We start from the raw sequence: 19,602 nt of genomic DNA on the forward strand, positions 1-19,602 counted from the left end.
AAGGCGAATTGTGAGCAGACGGGCGAACTGCTGCCGCGTGTGGCTGACGCAACGACTTGGTCGCGCCACAGATGCTGTCCTCCCCATACTGGTCTCCGAATGTCACAAAGGGGGCCGAGAGCGGAGCGGTAGGTTCCAGGCGAGCCGGATAGCTGCTTTTCGCAAGACTTGCGCTACGTCCATCGGCGATGAATCTTCTAGTACAGCGCGAAGTCCTACCCCTAGACAGCGCTCCTGAGTTGAGGCTTTCTGCGCTCGATGCTTACGAACTTCTTCAAGCTGGATGGAACGCCGACTCTCCATGAGAAGGGGGCACAGATGCCCCCGATGTCGCCTGGTGACGAGGTTTCCAATGTCCTATTTCGTGGCGACAGTTGGTACGAGCCACGCAAACAGATCAAGGGAGTAATATTCAGGAACTGCTCAATATCGAACATGGAACTAGTCCAACTCACGTTCACCCAGTGCACCTTCGAAGATTGTATTTTTATCGCCAGCCGGTTTCGAGAAGTCGAGTTCCACAAGTGCAACTTCATCAACTGCAACATGTGGAAGGCCAAATTCGAGCAGTGCTATCTCGATCCTCGGACCATCCGGCTTGATCGGCGCTACCGAGTTGACGCCGCCAACGTAGGCGTCTCGGTTTATCAAGCGTTACTGTCCAACTACGCCAACGAGCGACAAGACGCGTTCTATGCAGACGCGGATATCGAATTTCGACGCTGGAAGCGCTACCAGCTTAGCTGGGACATCAGGAAAAAGCACGTAGACCGGCTTCCAGGTGAGTGGGGCCGGCTCAAGAGCCTGATCTACGATTTGCTTGCGGGCTATGGCTACAAGCCGGTCCGTCTATCTGTCGTGACGATCATAGGCTTTCTGGCCATCTCGGTCGTCAACCACCTTGTTATCGGTGGTGACCTGTTGGTCAATGGGGAACGCCCGGTCCACACTTCGCTCGTAGACAGCATTTACTATTCATTCTCGGTCCTCACGGTTTTGGGCTTCTCATCGGTCGTGCCCGATGGAGCGTTTGCAAAGCTGCTGACCGTCTTTGAGGCATTGGCAGCGATAGGTTGGCTCTCAATCTTCACCTCTGTGCTGGTGAAGAGGTTCCTACGATGATGTCGGCGAAGGAGACCGCTCTCCATGCGGCCTCTGAGGCCGCCTTCGGGTCATGCGCGCGTGGGGACACGGATGGACTCAGTGATCGTGACTTCCTGATTGTCGACGACGACCTTGAGGTGCTACGTGCCCGTGCGGCCGCGCTCAAGGCCGACGGTCTGTCGGTCGCATCCTACACTTTTCGCAAGCTTGAGAATCTGGCTGGCCGGGGAGCGCTGTTCATCCAGCACTTGCGACTGGAGGCGTCTATCTCAGCGGATCGGGACGGACGCCTCGCTGCTTTGCTCGCCACCTTCTGCCCGAAGGATGGATACGAGCCAGAACTAAAGGACAATGCGCGGCTCGCGTCGCTGATTGCAACCGTTCCGGCTGGGTCTCTCTTCGAGCTCTGGGCCGCCGACGTCCTCTATGTGACCGTCCGTAATTTCGGCGTCCTCTGGCTTGCTGGACGTGGAAAGTACGTGTTTGCGTATGATCGGATCCTGGAAGCCCTATACGAAGAGGGAATGCTCGACGCCCGTGGCGTCGCGGACCTGCGGCAGTTGCGCTTTCTGAAGTCTCTCTACCGCGGTGACCACACGGGCACCATCGGCGTCGTCCGGCAGAAGGTGCGCGCCGCGCTCGCAGGTTTGCCCAGGGATCATTTCCCTGCAAACTTGCGTATCGTGTCGGCCGAAGAGGTGCTCGCGGCGCCAGCGCCACCCGTCGGCGCTCCTTCCTACATAATACTGCGCGATCTGGAAAAGCGAATGCTCGCGGCGCGTTTTCTTTTAGGCGGGACGTTCGATGACCCGGCGCTGGCTGCGCTGAATGGCTGGGTCCGCGATCCCCGCGTCTATGCGAACTTAAGCGCGAGGCGGGCGCCCGCGCTACGCGATAAACTCACGGCATTGACGGAGTGCCGTTGCCAGGTGCTCGTCGGCTGACAATATCTTTAGAAGTGGGATTTGCGGCTTCGGCTTAAGCCCGAACGTCGGGTTAGTCTAACCGTTGAGAGAAGGTCGTGATCCGACTCTTCTCTACCGTTCACTCAGTGACCTTCAATGGCTAGTCCGCGCAAATATCCGCTCACGTATGCGACTTCGAAGAGGTACCGCTGGTTCTTGTTTTTTTCCCCATCCCTCGTCTACGTTAGCACGCTTGGGTCTGAGCTTGGGGGGACTGACTTGGCAAAATATGAACTAGAGAAAATGTCAGCTGAGACCGGATCTGCGCTGTCGCAGCTCTTTGTCATTACCTATGAGGCCATACGCCAGTTCGAAACAGGCGAATACTTTGTTCTCTTTGGGCGCGGATCGAAACGCGTTCAAAATATCCTCGGAATCGAGCGGGAGATCTTGATCTTGGGGAATACCTATGCCGATCAGCAGGCTAGATCGGTCCGATTTGCCCGTCGCATTATCAATGAGTCGGACGGAAGACTTGAGTCAACGCTATGTGTAATCATCCACCAAGATGGACGCGGAAATGCCAAGCTGAAGCGCTGGGGACGCGAAAACGGGCTCGGCATCATTCCAATTTACACGTCCACCGGCATTTTGCCGCGCGGCCAAGAACTGGAGCGGCTTCTCTCCTATGAGTTCTTCACGCACGACCCGTTCGACGTCACCGGACCGGTGGCTAGCGACGCACAATTTTTTGGTCGGCGTACGGAAGCCCAAGAACTGGCCCGGAAGCTGCAACTCGGGCACATCCGCTCTTGTTTCGGCATCCGTAAGATCGGTAAGACGTCTATACTTCATAGAGTGCTCGCGGAGATAAAGAACGGCTACGACGCTGCCACGCTGTTTATCGACTGCCAGCGCGATGATGTTTTTAATCTGGATGCTGCGGGGCTGCTCTATTCGATTGAGCAGTCCCTACGCGGCCTTCGGGAGAGTGGACAAAGCTACGCCGAGGTGAATGCCACGCCTTTTGCGGGCACAACAGCGGAGGCGACTAACCGTTTCCAGGCGGTGCTGGAGCAGTTCGATATCCCCGTCATTTTGGCGTTTGATGAGATCGACTACATCACTCCTAGCAACGGGAGTGCCCTGCAATGGCGCCACGGATTTGTGGAGTTCTGGCGTAATGTCCGCGCGGCATACCACGCGGCCGCCCGTACGGAGCGAAAAGTATCGTTGCTGGTCAGTGGGGTCTCAAGCCGCTGGTTTTCAGTTGAATCCATCGATGGCGTCGAGAATGCCGCACTCGCCTTTATTCCGGAAGAGTACCTGAGTCCTCTTCCTCGTGGCGCAGCGAATGCGATGATCAAGAACATTGGAGCGATGGCTGGGCTGCGGTTCGAGGAGGATGCCTTAGAGGCAATCTCATCTTTCTGCTCGGACATGCCCTTCTGGATCCGCAAGACGTGTTCCTCGTTGCACGGAAAGATCGAGATCGCTGCGCGGCCAATCACGCTGTCAGTTGGCACAGTCTCAACGATGTTGGAAGACTTCGGCAGGGACGAAGGCGCCGCCCTGGCAAAGGTAGCACTCCAGCATTTGTTCCGGGTTTATCCGGAGCTCAGGGGGCCCGCTCTGTCCCTCCTGGAGGATGGACGTGCTCTAGCACCCAACCTGCGACGAACGTTGACACGCTACGGCATCGCCGCCGCCAATGGCGCAATCTCGGGCACTATGATGCGTATGGCGCTCATGATGATCGCGGAAGAGCAGCCAGTAATCGACGAATCGCCCGCTCAGCGGGGGGGCGAAGCGCGGTCTCTTATCAGTGAGTGGGCTGAGGAGCTTGCGGCAATATCTTATCGAAGAAACATGATGGAGCGCTCTCTACGGTCCATTGTGATCAACTTCCTTCGTGTTTCCGCCCTCTCTTCGAAGGACGGCGCAACTGCCAAAGCGACATTACTCGCCGCAGTCAATGAGAAGCGGCGCGCTGAGCTCGAGCCGTTCAATCTGGATCTGATTGCTGAAAAGTTATACTGGCTTGAACTGGTCGCAATCATCAACAAACATTGGATTCTCTTCGAACGTGTTTTCGGCGACAAAAGCCTCTTTAACCGAAATGCAGAGATTGTGAACGATCGACCCGATGCACACGCTAGGCAGCTCGAGCCGAGCGACATTGCAATGCATCGGCGGGCCCTGCAGTGGCTTGATGAGCGGATTGCCCGGGTCTAGTCAATTGAAGGCCGCGAGCCGGCGCCGGAGCAGGTGTTCGCGGACAAAGCGCCTAGGCTTCGGCTGCCTTAAATCTCTGAAAACCGGTGCTTTCACTCCTTGCTGAATAACCGCTCCGACGCACAATTCGCGCGTTCTAGGCAAGCGGTATGTCAGGCCATTCCTCGGGCACCAATGCAGGCGGCTTCGTCCACGGCTCCTCGACCAGCGCCGCCTGAAACCAGTCCTCTCTCAGATTGGCGTGCTCCGTCACGATGAGCTGGAAACCCGGGGCATCCTCAGTAGTGAAGCGCCGCAGCGTCTCGAATAGCCGCCGGACTGCTTCGAGATCCGCGTCCTCCTGGCTTTCTGTTTGCTCGATGGAGCCACCGGCGGCAGCATAGGCACTCTCGGAGGGAAAGTAGACCTGGGTCGGCTGGTCGATCAGGATGAATCGTGGAATGGGATGATGGTACGTCGCCGCGAATCGATGAAGGGCAAGCAACGCAGCCAAGTGATAGGCCAAATGGTTCTCGCCGCCGCCGGTTCGATTCATATAAACTGGCCGCCCGGGTCGATCGATGACGACGGTCAGATTGTGAAGATCGAGCCGAGCGGGATACTCGGCGAATTCGCCACCAAGGTCATGGATATAGCCCGACATATGCATCGCGATGTTGCTCAGCGTAGAGACGAGGCGCGTATCTGAATCGTCAGTGCCTAACCGTTCTTCGAGATCTGCAACCCGGGCCTTCAGTCGTCGCTCTTCGGCCTGAAGCCTTAGTAGCTCGGTGTTCGGCACCAGATTCTCCAGGAACAGACTGATACGTCCCACGACGCGTGATGCTGCGTTGTTCCTGTTGCCCAACTGCGTGGCCACCTCGCTGGCGGCAATGGCTGAGGACAGTTCGACTTCCTTGCTCCGTATCTGGTCCCCGATGTCGGTCAAGACCTTCTGCTGATCAGTCAAGTAGGCAGCCAATGCCGGCCGTTCGCCGGTGACCGCCGTCAGCTCGGTGTCGAGGGCCTCCAACTCACCTAGAAGCGCTTGCGCGATCGTCCCATCCATCCCAAGGTTGGCCTGGGCGAAAGGCCATTGCCACTCGCCCGTGGCCTCATCGAATGGCAGCGCCTTTATCGAGTTCAGGCGTTCGCGCTGCGCGCTTGCCTCCGTCTCAAAGCCTTCTGCGCGTTTGGCGAATTGCTGAGCACCTTCAATAAGGCGTTGAATCTCACGACGCCGTTCTCTGAGTTCGAGCAATTCGTCCTCGATACGCGAAACTCGCGATCCATCGTCCTCCGGCACCGGTGTTGGTCTCCAGTCCAATGCCCTGCGAAGAAGCGCAATGACTGGCACATCGCTGTCGCCGAGCGAAATCTCCACCGCACGCGCCTCCGAAAGAAGCCCGATGGCCCGTTCCTCGGAGTTGTCGATCCCCTCTCTAGCTTGCTGGAGCAGCTTGGCATTGAGACGGAGCTCTCGTTGGACGTAACGCAGCTGCGATTCAAGAGTGAACTTGTCCTTTCCAGAGACGCCTAGCAGGATAGGCAATGTATCCTTGATTGCTTGGGGCTGCCCGGTCTCGTTCTGACGATAGAATAACTGGTCCTTGTTCGTGACGAGCCCTTGTTTCTGGAACAGGTAGTAGAAGGTATGCTTCACATTGGCGTCGAAGCTCACCCGGCTGCTGTCGATTGGGACATCAGTGGTGTTCTCCGGAATGCCAAGTAATTGGGTGAGAAGCGCAACAACGCCCTCATCGCTATCGTTAATACTAAGCTCCGAGAAGGCAGGCGCCTCGACCACTGCTCCGCGTCGCACCATCGCCATGCTCAAGCTCTGGGCACCCGGGGCCGGTGCGGGCTTCGCTACGAGCACTTCTTCGCCATCGAAACGGTAGATCACCGCGAACCAGATCACGCGGTCGAGGATGACGCCTTCTGGAACATTGAAGGTCGAACGACCCATGCAGTACTCGATGATGTCGGATAGCGCCGACTTTCCGGTTGAAGAGCGGCCGGTGATAATATTCAGCCCATCGTGGAATGCCACGTCGCGGCGACGGCCGTCATTGCTGTAGATGTGGACCGATTTGATCTTCATGGCCGGATGCCCAACGTCGTGTAGATTGTGCCTCTGTCTGCGATCTGCGCGAACTCCTTACCCAGAAAGGCCGCCACCCGTTGGCACGCCTTTGATTCGTCGCTGCCGCTGATGGTCTTGCGAACCCCCGCCCGCCCAGGAAGCAATCGCCCGTCTGGGCTTACCACGAGTGTATCGAGGTGCATCAGCAGCCCTAGAGCTTCGAAGGTGAATGGTAGAACATCCGTGCAGCGCTTGCAGAAGCCCACCAGCAGCTCTGGATGATCGGCCACCACCTTCAGGAAGTAGCTTCTGTTTCCGCGTTGCAGAATTTCCCTCGAGCTTTGCTGTAAGCACAGCGGCAGAACTAGGAGCGAAAGCGAGAACGGCATCCCCTTTGCGTCGCGGGAGTGAAACCCCGCCAACGCGCGGAAGAGGACAAGCCCGCAGAAGGCCGGGTTGAAGAGGTTCCGTATCTCTATCGGGCGGTCGACCCACTGCCTCATGCCGCAACCTCGAGGATCTCAGCCAAGCGCTGCAGGAAGCGAGGATGCCAATGAACCCTAGGCGTCGGGGTGCCGTTGGCGAGGATGTGGAATGTGCCGCGAACGATGTAGGGTTCGGCAACACGTTCGCGGATTCTCAATTGGCCGGTCGATTGCTCCGCCCACTTGTAGAGCTCTCTGCCAGCCTGGATGCATGCGTCCTCCTTGCTTTCGTCCGTGATGTTCTCACAGACGAATTCCCGGTAGCGGGACCACTCATCCACCAGCTTGTCCTCATATTTCTCAATTTCATCCGACACCAGAAGGTTGGCACGTGCCCAGCTGGAGCGTTGCTCGAACGCCCGGTAGTAGTCGATGATGGCGAACCGGATTCGCTCGGCCGACAAGTTCAGCACACGCAACTGCTCCACGAAGCGACGCGGATCGTTGTAGGCGTCGACACCGCCTTCCGGGAGCCGGTCACCGAATGTGATCGGTAGATTGTCGACCTTGTAGTCGTCGGCGAGGACCGCCAGCTTGTCAGTCACCTCTTGAACCTTGATCGGCTCCTTACGCTCGCCGGTTAATAGCTGGATAACTAGGTCGAGCCACCATCCCTCAAGTCTTTCGAAAAGATCCTGTCGTGACTCGCGCCTCACGGTTACTAGGCGGCGGTTGATAAGGCCAGGAATGTCGCCTATCCGCGGCGTGTTTGGGAATATCGTAATGCGAGCATAGAAGTCGATCGCCTCTTCGGCACTCAGGTCCGCAAGGTCGCTCTTCACCTTGGCAATCTCTCTCGACTCAGTCATTGCCAATGCGGCCGAAGCATCTTTCGCCCTTGCGCCACCATCGGCGTCTGTGCCGGCGAACTGCTCTAGAAAAGAGCCCGTAGAAATGGCTGCAGTGGTGAACAGCAAGAATTGTGCCTTAGATGTGGCTCTGCCTGTGGCCTTGTAGTGAGTCAACCAGATGCGCACGGACTTCCAGAAGTCGGTCGACAAATCGGAAAGACGGTCGCCGGGCGCTTTGTGTTTGAGGGAGGCGAGCGAGATTCCACCGTCTCCAGCCACGAACTCGACGTCGTCGTTTCGTTCAATATAAACGACGCAGTCCTCGGGAAGTTCTAAGACCCGTAGCAGAGCAAATCTGGGTTGGAAAATGTAACCGAGCCCCTGCTCTGCAGCCGAGAAGGGTGAGCCGGACTCAGGCATGCCATATGCGAGGCATTGAAAAATAGGATGCGATAAGCAACGGCTCCCCCCAAAGAGTCATACAGCACGATATTCATATATCGAAGTCTTTGAGAATCAATATTCGAGCCGTGACATTCCCCACTCAACGTGCCGGCAGGCCGGCTTGGGGCAAGCGATACCGGAAAGTGCTGCGCCAAGCGTCTGCCTCTTCTGCGAGATGGTGACGAGAACGACGATCGTCGCGGGGTAGGGTAGCATAGCTAGAAGATAGGACGGCACTGCCCAGCCCGAGCGCCTTGGCCTAGAGCTGCTGGACCGACATGACACCGAACGGCCAGGCACCGATAAGTACACATAGCGGCCACCACGTCGCGAAGACGACGAGCCCAGCGATAACCAGCCGTTGCTGGCGTTCATATTCTCGGCCCCCACTGCGTAAAGGCGATCGAGAGATAGGCGCCCGCAACGCCTGCCATTAGGCCCCCGAACAGGATAGCCGATCGCATGCGAGGTTTCCGGCGATTCCTCGATGGTGCGTAGTATCAGGCGGCGTTGGTCCGATAGAGGAAGTAGTTGATCAGCACGAACATCAGTGGCGCGAGGTAAACGAGCGGGTCGTAGCGGAAGAAGAGCGGCCCGAGCACGGGACGTCAGGGAGCACAGGGATTTGAACGCACTTCAGCTGCTCGATCGGCGAGCTGCCGATGCCGTGGCGGATGAACGCGTAGGCGCCTGAAGGTGGTGCGGGCGCTCTGCCATCGCGTGATGGTGATGGAGCACGGCAGGATTGTCGAAGAGGGCCCGGTCTCGGAAGTCCTCTCCAATCCGCGGACCGCCTATACGCAGCGGCTCGTCAAGGCAGCCTTCGACATCGCGGCGTGACATGTCCGCGATAGCTCAGAACGCCTGATTGCGCTCGCAATCTGAAGACGTTCGTCAAGCGCTGGACTAGCCAGACTAAGCCTGCACCGGGACGAGATAAGGCGGCAGGAAATCCGGCGGCGGAGTTCGCAGGCGCTGCAGCAGGACGATATTCGATCCGAGCGAACGGCGCAGGTGGCCCTCAAGTGCTGCGATTGCCTTCTTGTGCCGTCCGGAGCTGAGACAGTGGAAGATTTCCAGGTGCTCGGCGATCATGGTCGAGATCTCCTCGCGTGACTGGTGCTGCTCGAAGGTGGAGTGCGTCGCGATGATTGGCAGCTGGCTGCGCCGGATCGTCTCGCGGAGCTGCTGGTTGGGGCAACGCAACACGAGGTCGACGTGGAGGTCGTGCTCGAGGCTCTCAAGGGTCGTTGGCAGACGCTTGCCGTCACGCGCTTCCTCGGCTCGCCGGGACTTTGCGTCGAGCTCGGCTTTGTCGATCTCAGGTGCAACCTGGCTGAGCGCAATCGGCTCCAGCAGCCAGCGCATCTCGAAATGCTCGCGCAGAAGCTCTTCCGTGAGCGGGCCGGCATACCAGCGCTGGTTGGAGTCGCGGCTGACCAGGCCGGTCCGTTCGAGCTTCGTCAGTACCTCATGGGCAACGGTGCGGCTTACTCCGTGGTGCTCGGCAAGCGCGCTCTCGTTCAGGAGAAAGCGGCCATAGGAGAGGCAGGCGGCGACGTCGTGCTCGACCTTCGGATAGATGAGCTCGTGGCGCTTGCGCGACCTAAACTCTTGAGCAAGGCCGGCTGGAAGCCTGAGACCGGCGCGGAAGAGCTCCAGCCGGACAGGCTTGACGGCATGTCCTCCGATCACGTAGCCACGGCCCTGGAAAGCCCTGACCAGCCCCTCGCGATGCAGGCGTTTCAGCGCGGCGGCGGCGGGCACCCGACTGGCGCTGAAGGCACGGGCGACGCCCGTCTCGCCGAGCACGAGCCCGGGCGGGAAGACCGCATCGACGATGTGATCGCGCAGCACGCTGTAGATCGCCTCGTAAAGCGGCAAGGCGCCTGGTTCGTTCAGCCGTTTATTTCTGCTCGATTCCAGCATCTTCATCGGGGTCAGGTCGCCGACGGCATGTCAGTCGCGCCTAACCTGCCGCGGCCGCCGGTTGGTCTTCCTCGACCGCATGGATCGCGTTCATGATTGCCTTGCTCACGCTTTCGTAGCGATGGTCGTTGGGAACCTCCCCTACGAGGCGCATGCCGTGCATCACGAGGATGCGGTCGGCGAGAGCCACCATCTCGGGCATGTCGCTGGAGATCAGCAGCACCGAGGTGCCGGCTGCCGCGATTTCGTGGATCAGCTCATGGAGGTAGGCTTTTGTCTTGATGTCGATGCCGACCGTCGGCTCGTCGATGATCAGGATTTCGACATTGGCAGCGAGCCACTTCGCCACACTCACCTTCTGCTGATTGCCTCCGGAGAGATTGCCCACGATCTGCTCGATCGAGGGCGTGCGGATTTCGAGCCGCTCGACATACGGCCTTACGGCGCGCACCTCCTCGGCTGGAGCGATCAGCCCCAGCGCACCGGCCAGCCGGTGCCAGATAGTCACTGCGATGTTCTGTCGAATGGAGTGCGCCAGTATGAGGCCTTCCTGCTTGCGGTCCTCGCTGATGTAGCCGATGCGATAGCGGTTCAGCGCCTCGTGCATGTCGCGTATGACGACCGGCTTGTCCTTCAGCCGAAGTTCGCCGCCGGTCACCTTCGCGTCGCCCACGATGGCGCGGGCAAGCTCGCTGCGCCCGGCACCCACCAGCCCATAGAGGCCAAGGATTTCGCCGCGATGCAGGGCGAAGGAGATGTGTTTGTGGCCGAGCGACGTGGAGAGACTGCGTGCCTCGAGCACCACTTCCGTGTTTCCGTGCTCGCGCGCCGGCCGCTCGAGAATCCGCTCCTCGCGGCCAACCATGAGCGAGATCAGCCGCTGACGGGTCATCGTGCTCATCGGCTCGCCTGCGCCGGCGTTCTTTCCATCGCGAAGCACGGTGACCCGATCGGCGATCGCGAAGATCTCCTCGAGCTTGTGGCTGACGAAGACGATAGCTGCGCCGTTGTCGCGGAGCCGCTTGAGCAGGCCGAACAGCGTGTTCGCCTCGTGCTCGGTGATCGATGCCGTCGGCTCGTCCATGAGCAGATACTTCGCTTCCAGCGAAAGGGCCTTTGCGATCTCGACGATCTGCATCTGCGCTACCGACAGGGTACGGACTTCGGCGCGTGTGTCGATGCTGCCGTCGAGCAGGTCGAGATAGCGACGGGCTTCGCGATGGATGGCGCTGCGGTCGAGCAGCCCGCGCCTGGCTGGCAGCCGCTCCAGCAGGATGTTTTCGCCGACCGAGAAACGTGGGATCAGGTTGCGTTCCTGGTGCACGGCGCTGATGCCGGCCGCGATGGCGTCGCGCGAAGATTGGAAGGCGACCTCCTTGCCGTCGATCAGCATACGGCCGCTATCGGCCGGATAGAGGCCGGTGATGATCTTGATGAGCGTCGATTTGCCGGCGCCGTTCTCGCCCATCAGCGCATGGATCTCGCCGGGCCTCAGCTCCAGCGAGACATGGTCGAGCGCCTGGACGCCCGGGAATGCCTTGCTGACGGATTCGATGGTGAGGCTCATGGTCAGCCCCCACCGGTCCTGACGGCGCGCCAGCGATTGAGCCAGACGGCCGCCAATATGAGCGCGCCCAACAGGAACTGCACCCAGTAGGGATCGACATTGGCGAGCACCATTCCGTTCTCGATCAGCGCGATCAGAATGACGGCGAGCGAGGTGCCGAACACCGATACGTTGCCCCCCGTGAGTGCTGCTCCGCCGATGATCGGGGCGGCAAAGGAGATGAGCAGCCAGTCCGTGCCGATCGAAGGTTGGGCCGAGCCGAGCTGCGCGACGGCCAGAACCGCCGCGCCACCGGCGAGCGTGCCGGACAGCACATGGGCGAGCATGATCGTCCGATCGCGCGAGATCCCTGAAAGCTCGGCCGCCTGAGGATTGCCGCCGACCGCCAGAAGATGGCGGCCGGGGATGGTCCTCGCCAGAAAGAGCGCCAGCAGGGCTGCTACGATCACCGGCGCGATCAGCAGGAAAGGGAAGCCGAAGATGCGCTCAGAGCCAAAAGCAACGAAAGCCGGCGGAAGCTTGTAATAGGGGATCGACTGAGTGATCCCGAGATTGATGCCCGTAAAGGCCGAGGCCGTCGCCAGCGTGATGATGAAGCCGTTGATGCCGGTGCGGGCGGTGAGCACGCCGTTCAGCAAACCACCGAGCGCGCCGATACCCACAGCGACCGGCACGGCGACTGCGATCGGCAGGCCGAAGGTTTCCATCAAGCCGCCGACGGTGATGGCGACGAGGCCGCCCAGAGCACCCACTGCAATGTTCATCTGCCCGACCGCGAGCGTCACCATCTGCGCGAAGCCGACAAGCAGCGCGACGCAGAAGCTGCGCAGCATCACATAGATGTTGAACTCGGTGAGGAAGGCCGGCGACAGCCATGACAGCACGACGACGCCAAGCACGATCGCACCGAGCAGGCCAGACCATTCGACCATGAGAAAGCGGCGCAGGATCGCGTTCATCTGCGCCCCAACGAGCGACGTTCGGCATAGACACTGCGGTAGCGGTCGGCCATGACGGCGAGCAGGAGGATCACGCCGAGGAAGAGCTGAAGCCAGAAATTGCCGACCTGGAGGACCAGCAATCCGCTGCGGATGGTGGTGACGAGCGCCGCGCCGAACATGGTCCCGAGCACCGCCACCGAACCACCTGACAGCAGCGTGCCGCCCAGCACCGGGCCGATGAAGGAGGGCAGCAGCCACTCCTCGCCGCCTACCGCCGGCATGGCCGCGCCGAGCCGGGCGACGAGCATCAGGCCGGCAGTAGCGGCAAGAACGCCCGAAAGCACATGGCTGAAGATGATGACTCGGCCGACAGGGACGCCCGACATGGCCGCAGCCCGCGGATTGGCGCCCGCGGCCAGGATTTGCCGGCCTAGCGCGGTGTGGCGATAGAGCACGTAGAGCGCGGCGCCGATCGCCGCCGCGATGACGAGGAGGGGGGAGATGTATCCCCCGATGCGCAGCCGGCCGAACGTGCCGAGCTCCGGCGGCAGAGCGTTGTAGGGCACCGCCTTGGTCAGGATCAGCATGGCGCCGAGGAAGAGGCTGGCACTTGCCAGCGTGATGATGAAGGCGTTCACGCCTGTCCTGACGATGGCGATGCCGTTCAAGGCCCCGAGCACGCCACCCAGTACCAGGCCGCCGGCAAGGCCGATCGGGATCGGCAGGCCGACGTCCTGCAGCAGGTATCCGGTCGACATGACCGCGCAGACACCGATGGACCCGACGGCGAGGTTCATCCCGCCGGTGGCGAGCACCACCATCTGCGCAAAGCCGATGACGATATCGATCGCCAGCGAGCGACCGACCGAGAAGAGGTTCATCGGCGATGTGAAACCCGGCGCCAGGGCCGTGAAGACGACCCATAGGAAACCGACGATCGCCAGCAGCCCGACCTGCGTCGAGGCGCCGGGCAGCAGCAGGCGTCGGGGGGATGTGGTGCTGACGGTCCGGTCGGTCATATGAGCTCAACCAACTGGAAACCGGCGCGGCGCCGGCTCCAGCCTGTCGGTTCGCAAGCGAGCGGGCGCGCCCGCTCGCTTCGGCGCAATTACTTGCAAGTCAGGTACTTGTCCTTGAAGGAGCCCTGGATCTCTGTAGTGATCTTCTTCAGGTCGTCCTTGTAGGAGGCAAGGTTCTCCGCGTTGATCACCATCGTGCCGGAATCGATGAAACGCTTGGTCTGCGGCGTCTGGATCCACGGCGCGTCGTCCTTCACGGTGCATCCGCCTCCCGCCAGAAGGTCGAGCGCGTAGGCACCGATATAGGCCTGTCCGTACGGGTTCTGCGCCATGGTGCCAGCGACGAAGCCGTCCTTGATGGCTTCGAGCACGATCGGATCGTCGTCGATCCCGACGAACTTGATGCGCTTGTCACCGAGCGTGCGCAGCGACTTCGATGCCACCACCGAGGGAATGTAGCCGGTGGCGATCATGCCGCCGATCTGGTCTTTCTGGGCGGCGAGCAGCGCGTTGATCTTCTGGTCCGCCGCCTCCTGGGCGTCGGTATCGGCGACGGTCTGCAGCAGGGTCACAGCGCCATTGGTCTCGGCGACAGCCTTTTCAACAGCCTTGACGCGCAAGGTCGTGTTGGGATCGACGAGCAGGCCGGCGAGGTGGACAATCGCCCCTTTGCCACCCATCGCCTTGATCAGTTCTTTGGTGCCGAGATAGGCGGAGTTATAGACGTCCGTGCCGAGACAGAAGGCGACATCCGTGGGGTCCTGCGCGCAGCCGGCGAGCGCGGCGGACGGCACACCGGAATCCTTCAACTCGGTGACCGTCGAATTGATGCCCACGGCATCGCCGGGGAATATGCGGAAGGCGGTGTAGCCCTGCGCGCTAAGGCTTTCGATCAGCTCCGTCTGCAGGTTCAGCTTCCATTCGGTCGGTACCTTGAAGTCGACGGCGGCAATGCCGAAGTCCTTTTTCGCATCGGCGGCGGCTTGCTCCCAAGGCGCGAAATACGGATGAGGTCCGCCCGGGATCAGCGCAATCTTGTTATCGGATGCCTGTGCAGGCCCGGCGAAGGCCAGTGCTGCCGTTAGGCCGGCAAATATCGACGACGCGGCGAGGCCGCGAATTGAATCGCAGAACAGTTTCATTGGTTCCTCCCTGGTGCGAACCGTCGCGAGCCTGAAACCCGGTCGTTCCGTCGCATGCCAATTTCTAGAAGAAATGCATATCGCATGCAATATACGTTCGTGCTTAGTATCTAGGGATACTTGCCTAGGCTTAGGCAATTGGGGCGATTGACGGCGGCCAAGTAGTTGCGGCCAGTCTGTTCTCTCAACCTGTGACTCCCGTTCTGCGATATCGTCCCGTTCAGAATGCTGTGAACGCCTTGCTCAGCTTGCGCTGTTCCGAATACCGTCAATGGCCGATCGCAAGAGGTATTCTGTCGTCCTCGACGCAACCGCACGGCGGCATTGAAGACGAGACCGTGTCGCGCCTCTATTAAGATCGAGGGACGCAGTCAGTACGGGCGCATCGGCCTGTCGCTGCGGAGAATCCGCCATGCCAGCAGGTGAGCGAAGACGACCCGGGGGTAGGGCAGCTACGCAGTCTCTCTCATTTTGGGCACCGTTCCGACACAAGCCGTTCACGGTGATATGGCTCGCGACGCTCGTCGCGAATATCGGTAGCTGGATGTATTCGGCAGCGTGCGGCTGGCTGATGACGAGCCTCACCACTGCGCCTTTGATGGTCTCGCTGGTTCAGGTCGCGGCGACTTTGCCTGTGTTTCTACTCGCGATCGCGGGAGGCGCTCTCGTCGACATCGTCGACAAGCGTAAGTTCCTCATCGCAGGCGAGATGCTGATCACGCTTGCCGCCTCGGTGTTTGCTGTCGTCATCTGGTTTCATCTGGTCACCTCCTGGAATCTGCTTGTCTTTGCCTTCTTGGTGGCGGCCGGGGAGGCTGTCACCGCTCCGGCCTGGGAGGCTGTCGTTTCACTTCTCGTTCCGAAGCCAGACCTTCCGATGGCCGTTGCCGCCAACAGCGTGAGCGTGAACGTCAGCCGTGCGGTAGGGCCTGCGCTAGGCGGCGCGCTTCTGGGTACTCTGGGCGTTCCGGCTCCGTTTTTGCTGAACGCCGTCAGCAATCTCGGCGTCATTGGCGCGCTTGCCTGGTGGCCCGAGCCGGCACGGGCGAGTTCACGGCTTCCGCCCGAACACTTCGCCAGCGCGATGATCACCGGCCTGCGCCATGCGCGCTACAACCCCCACCTGATGGCAACGCTGATCCGCGCTGCCGGCTTCTTCGTGTTCGCCAGCGCCTATTGGGCGTTGCTGCCACTCGTTGCGCGCCAGCAGGTTGGGGGAGGGCCGTCCCTTTACGGATCGCTGTTGGGTGTGATCGGGATCTCGGCCGTGGCCACCGCCGCTTTGCTGCCTCGGCTCAAGGAATGGCTCGGGGCCGATGGGCTCGGCAATGCCGGCGCGCTGGGCAGCGCGGTTGCGACAGCCCTGTTCGGGGTCGCACATGAACCGGTGCTCGCCATCGCGGCGAGCGTGGTCGCCGGCTCCACCTGGATCACCACAGTATCCAGCTTGAACGTTTCGGCCCAGACCGCGCTTCCCGAATGGGTGCGAGGGCGTGGATTGGCGGTCTATATCACGGTAATGGCGGGCGCCCTCAGCTTGGGGAGCGCCATTTGGGGCGAAGGGGCATCGCGCATCGGTATCGCGCCGGCGCTGTTGGTGGCGGCGGTCGGCGGCGGCCTCTCGGTCCCGTTGCTGAGGCGATGGCGGCTGCAAACCGCGAGGGGCATCGACCTGACGCCTGCCATGAGTTGGCCGTCACCGGCGATGGCGAGCGACATCAACCCGGCGCGCGGGCCGGTTCTGGTGACCATCGCCTATCGGATCGATCCCAGGAATCGCGAGGCTTTCCTCGAGGCTATCGAACTAGCCGGGCGCGAGCGTTACCGCGACGGAGCCTATGGCTGGCAAGTGTTCGAGGACCCCGGGGACAACAGCCGTTTCATCGAAACCTTTCTCTCGGATTCCTGGGCGGATCATCTGCGGCTTCACGAGCGCGTAACGAAGGCAGACCAGGCACAGGAGGCAGCGGTGCGCCGGTTCCAGAAAGGTGATGGGCCGCAGATCACTCACTTCATAGCCGCGAGATCCCACGTCCGGCGCAGCCGAGGCCAGAAAAATGCAAGCTCGAAGTCGATCACACGAAAGCCGAAGTCACACGCAGGGGCTCGCCCCAAGCCCGATATTGGAAGAACAGTATCCGGCACAGATCTCGATCCTGACGAGGACCCAACCTCGGACTAGGCGGAAGCGGAGGAGCGGCCGATAATTCCGGGTCAGCCTCGGTCGTCCCCGATCCGGCGCTGACGCCATAAACCTGGGTTGACCGACAGCTGAAAGAGCATGGTTGGGTCCGCGTGCGTTTGGCTCGTCTTTTCCTGAAGGCGAAGTGTCAGAAGGCCTGTCGGCATCGATCTGGGAACGACGATTGCTGTGTTGCGTTGATAACGACCGCGGTGAGAACGAGGAACGAACCCCACCCCTTTTATCGCCTCAAAAAGCTTGGTGGAAGCTCGACGGCCAGCCCAGTCGATACGTCAGAAATCCTGAAAAGACGCCAGCTTCATTCGATTTTGTAGAGGTCTGCGATGCTAGACCGCGAAAGGAGCACGAAATGGCAATGGCAGGAGGTACTGGGACACCAAGAACCGGCGGCTTCGCCTCGACATTCATCTTCATAGCCCTGCTGGCAGGCGCCATCTTCGGTGCGACTTTCGGCCAGGCTCTTGATGGTAGAATAGCTGAGAGACGGGTTCTTTCGATCCTCGCCGCGTTTTTTGCTGTGTTGATAATCTGGTTGGTTCGACACTTCCTCGGAAAAGCCTATCCTGCCGCCTTCGTGAAGCCGCGCGGCAAATCTATTCCTCTTGCCGTTTGGCTGGGTGTGACCTTTTCATCGGTTGTTGGTGGTTTGGCGGGTCATGACATAGGGCAGCTTTTCGGAGTTACCTCAGGCGCTCTTTACGGGCTGATCTCGGGGACGATCGCCGGCATAAGCATGTCGATGCTTATGGTTGTCTATTTCCACGAACATCCTGAAGAACGCACCGAATTCTAGCCCGTCCGCGCGGGCAGAGAGGGTGGACCAGCACCCTGCAATGCGCACATCGGCGCGGAACGTCACCTTAAGATCCTGCTCAGATCGAATGGCCTGGGAAATGCCGGTCATGCAATGCGATTGCATCTTCAATCCATTGAAGAAGCGAACTTTCGGGCCTTGCGCCTGCGGTCCATGCGATCGTGTGCCCTTTCTCGACAAGAATGAAGCTGGGTATGCTTTGTACGCCAAAGCGCGCGGCCAATGATGGCTCGGCGTCCGTGTCGACCCTGCCCAGACGCGCTTGTGGCTCGGTCTTCGCGGCGGCGGCGGCAAAAACGGGCTCCATCTGGCGGCATGCCCCGCACCATCCGGCCCAAAATTCGATCAGAAGCGGAATGTCACTCTGCTTGGCATGTTGTTCAAAATTCGTCGCGTTGAGTTCGAGCGGTTGTCCTTGGAAAAGTGACTGCCCGCATTTTCCGCAACGCGCCGGGTCTGCCAGCCTCGCAGCTGGCGCGCGATTTAGCGTCATGCATGTCGGACATACAATGACAAGTCGATTGCCCTCTGCCATCTGCCTGTCCTCCCGTTCGAGTTCCCTCCGAGCTTTCTCCAAACTTAACGTTCATGCCGTGACACACGGAAAATGGTGCCGTTGACGTCGTCACTCACCAGCAGAGCGCCATGGTGCGTGACCGCGATGCCCGCCGGCCGACCCCAGACCCTTTCCTTGTCCAGCACGAACCCGGTCATGAAGTCTTCATATACGCCGGTCGGCTTCCCGTCTTTCAGGCGCGCGCGGATGACCTTGTAGCCGGTTCTTTCTTCCCTGTTCCATGACCCGTGCAAGGTCGCGAATGCGTCGCCGCGGTACTCGGCGGGGAACGCGTCCTTGTCGTAGAAGACAAGTTGCAGCGTGGATGAATGCGCCTGGATCAGCACATCGGGCACAATCACCTTGTCCTTCAGATCGGGACGCCCGCCGGCGTGGGCCGGGTCCTCGTGGCCGCCGGTGTAGTACCAGGGCCATCCGTAGAACCCGTGCTCCTGCACCGAAGTCAGGAAATCGGGCACCAGGTTGGGGCCAAGATGATCGCGTTCATTGCCTGTGCACCAGAGTGTGTTGGTGCCAGGCTGGATAGCCATGCCCGAGCAATTGCGCAGGCCGGTCGCAAAATTGCGGACCGTCTCCCCTTCGGGGTCGAACACGCGCACCACAGCCCGGCCCTCTTCATCACCCCAAGCCGCGCCTACTCCGTGAGTTTTCTCGAAAGCCTTGATCTCCTCTGGCGACTTCTGCGGCATCCCCGCGGCGACGTTTGAAGACGAGCCGATCGAAACGAACAGGCGTTGGCCGTCCGGCGAGGCTGCCAGATCGCGGGTCCAGTGCCGCTTTGTAGGGATATCCGGGATGATGACCTCGGCGGGCCCGCTCGCCTTGCGGTCGCCAGCTTTATACGGGAAGCGAACGACCTGGTTGGCCGCCGCCACATAGACGTATCGCGGTTCGGCGGGCGGATAGAACGCGATCCCGAAGGGCTTCTCCAGGCCCTCTGCGAACACTCCGGGCGATGTCGGCAGGTTTCCAGCCGAATCCGCCGCGAAGACCAGCACACGTCCACTTCCGCTTTCAGCCAGGAAGATGTCTCCGTTCGGAGCGATCCGGATAACGCGAGGTTTGTCCAGCCCGGTAGCGAACACCTGCACTGCAAAGCCAGGCGGCACATCGGGCAGCTTGCCTTGCGGCGCCTCGACGACCTTTGGCGCGTTTTCAAAATCCGGAGCTTCCGGGTCGTTCTCAGTCAGAGTCGGCGCTGGCAGATCGGCGGGTCTGATGTGGCGGCTCACACCGGGCGCGTCGCCCTCCCAAGTTCCGAAAGCATTGGCGCCGGTGCGCACTTCCTCGGCATGGGCCGACGCCATCGAAACCAGTGCCAGAGGAACAAGGCTGATCAATGATGTGGAAGCGCGCATCAGCTGCTCCTCCAGGATTCATC

General features: G+C 60.5%; 16 protein-coding genes. 6 read left to right on the forward strand and 10 right to left on the reverse strand.

Annotated features, from left to right (window positions below):
- Positions 1-258 precede the first annotated feature (258 nt).
- The 3 genes from SAZ10_RS24235 (at position 259) to SAZ10_RS24245 (ending at position 4,244) form a co-directional block, all read left to right on the forward strand.
- Positions 259-1,122 (forward strand): ion channel, encoded by an 864-nt coding sequence (locus tag SAZ10_RS24235; RefSeq protein ID WP_318611959.1) that lies wholly within the window; start codon positions 259-261, stop codon positions 1,120-1,122.
- Positions 1,119-2,048, forward strand: a complete 930-nt coding sequence (locus SAZ10_RS24240) for a hypothetical protein (RefSeq protein WP_318611960.1) — start codon at positions 1,119-1,121, stop codon at positions 2,046-2,048. Before SAZ10_RS24235 ends, SAZ10_RS24240 begins: the two co-directional genes overlap by 4 nt.
- A 240-nt stretch (positions 2,049-2,288) precedes the next feature.
- Positions 2,289-4,244 (forward strand): hypothetical protein, encoded by a 1,956-nt coding sequence (locus tag SAZ10_RS24245; RefSeq protein WP_318611961.1) that lies wholly within the window; start codon positions 2,289-2,291, stop codon positions 4,242-4,244.
- A gap of 136 nt (positions 4,245-4,380) precedes the next feature.
- On the opposite strand, the gene SAZ10_RS24250 is transcribed toward SAZ10_RS24245, so the two are convergent.
- From SAZ10_RS24250 to SAZ10_RS24260, 3 genes are read right to left on the reverse strand one after another with little or no spacing between them, the layout of a single operon-like run.
- Positions 4,381-6,327 carry a DUF3732 domain-containing protein gene (locus SAZ10_RS24250; RefSeq protein ID WP_318611962.1) on the reverse strand — a complete coding sequence of 649 codons (1,947 nt, stop codon included), beginning with the start codon at positions 6,325-6,327 and terminating at the stop codon, positions 4,381-4,383.
- Positions 6,324-6,812, reverse strand: coding sequence for a three component ABC system middle component (locus SAZ10_RS24255; protein ID WP_318611963.1), 489 nt, complete (start codon positions 6,810-6,812; stop codon positions 6,324-6,326). The genes SAZ10_RS24250 and SAZ10_RS24255 overlap by 4 nt, the downstream gene beginning before the upstream one ends.
- The gene (locus SAZ10_RS24260) at positions 6,809-8,005 is read right to left on the reverse strand and encodes an ABC-three component system protein (RefSeq protein ID WP_318611964.1); all 1,197 of its coding nucleotides are present in this window, start codon (positions 8,003-8,005) and stop codon (positions 6,809-6,811) included. Before SAZ10_RS24260 ends, SAZ10_RS24255 begins: the two co-directional genes overlap by 4 nt.
- A gap of 720 nt (positions 8,006-8,725) precedes the next feature.
- On the opposite strand from SAZ10_RS24260, the gene SAZ10_RS24265 reads away from it, so the two are divergent.
- Positions 8,726-8,869, forward strand: coding sequence for a hypothetical protein (locus SAZ10_RS24265; RefSeq protein WP_318611965.1), 144 nt, complete (start codon positions 8,726-8,728; stop codon positions 8,867-8,869).
- 75 nt (positions 8,870-8,944) lie between these two features.
- Here SAZ10_RS24265 and SAZ10_RS24270 read toward each other — a convergent pair whose 3' ends face one another.
- The 5 genes from SAZ10_RS24270 to SAZ10_RS24290 all read right to left on the reverse strand — a co-directional run bounded on the left by SAZ10_RS24270 (position 8,945) and on the right by SAZ10_RS24290 (position 14,627).
- Entirely contained in the window at positions 8,945-9,964 is a 1,020-nt protein-coding gene (locus SAZ10_RS24270) for a GntR family transcriptional regulator (RefSeq protein WP_318611966.1), read from the reverse strand.
- A 34-nt stretch (positions 9,965-9,998) separates the two neighbouring features.
- Positions 9,999-11,525: a sugar ABC transporter ATP-binding protein gene (locus SAZ10_RS24275; protein WP_318611967.1), complete on the reverse strand. Its 1,527-nt coding sequence runs from the start codon at positions 11,523-11,525 to the stop codon at positions 9,999-10,001.
- 2 nt (positions 11,526-11,527) lie between these two features.
- A complete protein-coding gene (locus SAZ10_RS24280; protein ID WP_318611968.1) occupies positions 11,528-12,484 on the reverse strand; it encodes an ABC transporter permease in 957 nt (318 codons plus the stop codon).
- Entirely contained in the window at positions 12,481-13,485 is a 1,005-nt protein-coding gene (locus SAZ10_RS24285) for an ABC transporter permease (protein ID WP_318611969.1), read from the reverse strand. The genes SAZ10_RS24280 and SAZ10_RS24285 overlap by 4 nt, the downstream gene beginning before the upstream one ends.
- Before the next feature lie 89 nt (positions 13,486-13,574).
- Positions 13,575-14,627 (reverse strand): sugar ABC transporter substrate-binding protein, encoded by a 1,053-nt coding sequence (locus SAZ10_RS24290; RefSeq protein WP_318611970.1) that lies wholly within the window; start codon positions 14,625-14,627, stop codon positions 13,575-13,577.
- Between the two features lie 412 nt (positions 14,628-15,039).
- On the opposite strand from SAZ10_RS24290, the gene SAZ10_RS24295 reads away from it, so the two are divergent.
- The gene (locus SAZ10_RS24295; RefSeq protein WP_318611971.1) at positions 15,040-16,809 is read left to right on the forward strand and encodes an MFS transporter; all 1,770 of its coding nucleotides are present in this window, start codon (positions 15,040-15,042) and stop codon (positions 16,807-16,809) included.
- Positions 16,810-17,179: 370 nt separating this feature from the next.
- Positions 17,180-17,623, forward strand: a complete 444-nt coding sequence (locus SAZ10_RS24300; protein WP_318611972.1) for a hypothetical protein — start codon at positions 17,180-17,182, stop codon at positions 17,621-17,623.
- Between the two features lie 79 nt (positions 17,624-17,702).
- On the opposite strand, the gene trxC is transcribed toward SAZ10_RS24300, so the two are convergent.
- The gene (trxC, locus tag SAZ10_RS24305; protein ID WP_318611973.1) at positions 17,703-18,179 is read right to left on the reverse strand and encodes a thioredoxin TrxC; all 477 of its coding nucleotides are present in this window, start codon (positions 18,177-18,179) and stop codon (positions 17,703-17,705) included.
- A gap of 44 nt (positions 18,180-18,223) precedes the next feature.
- Entirely contained in the window at positions 18,224-19,579 is a 1,356-nt protein-coding gene (locus SAZ10_RS24310; RefSeq protein ID WP_318611974.1) for a PQQ-dependent sugar dehydrogenase, read from the reverse strand.
- Positions 19,580-19,602: the final 23 nt, after the last annotated feature.

The sequence above is a fragment of the Mesorhizobium sp. BAC0120 genome, assembly GCF_033542235.1.
GTDB lineage: Bacteria > Pseudomonadota > Alphaproteobacteria > Rhizobiales > Rhizobiaceae > JAWRCU01.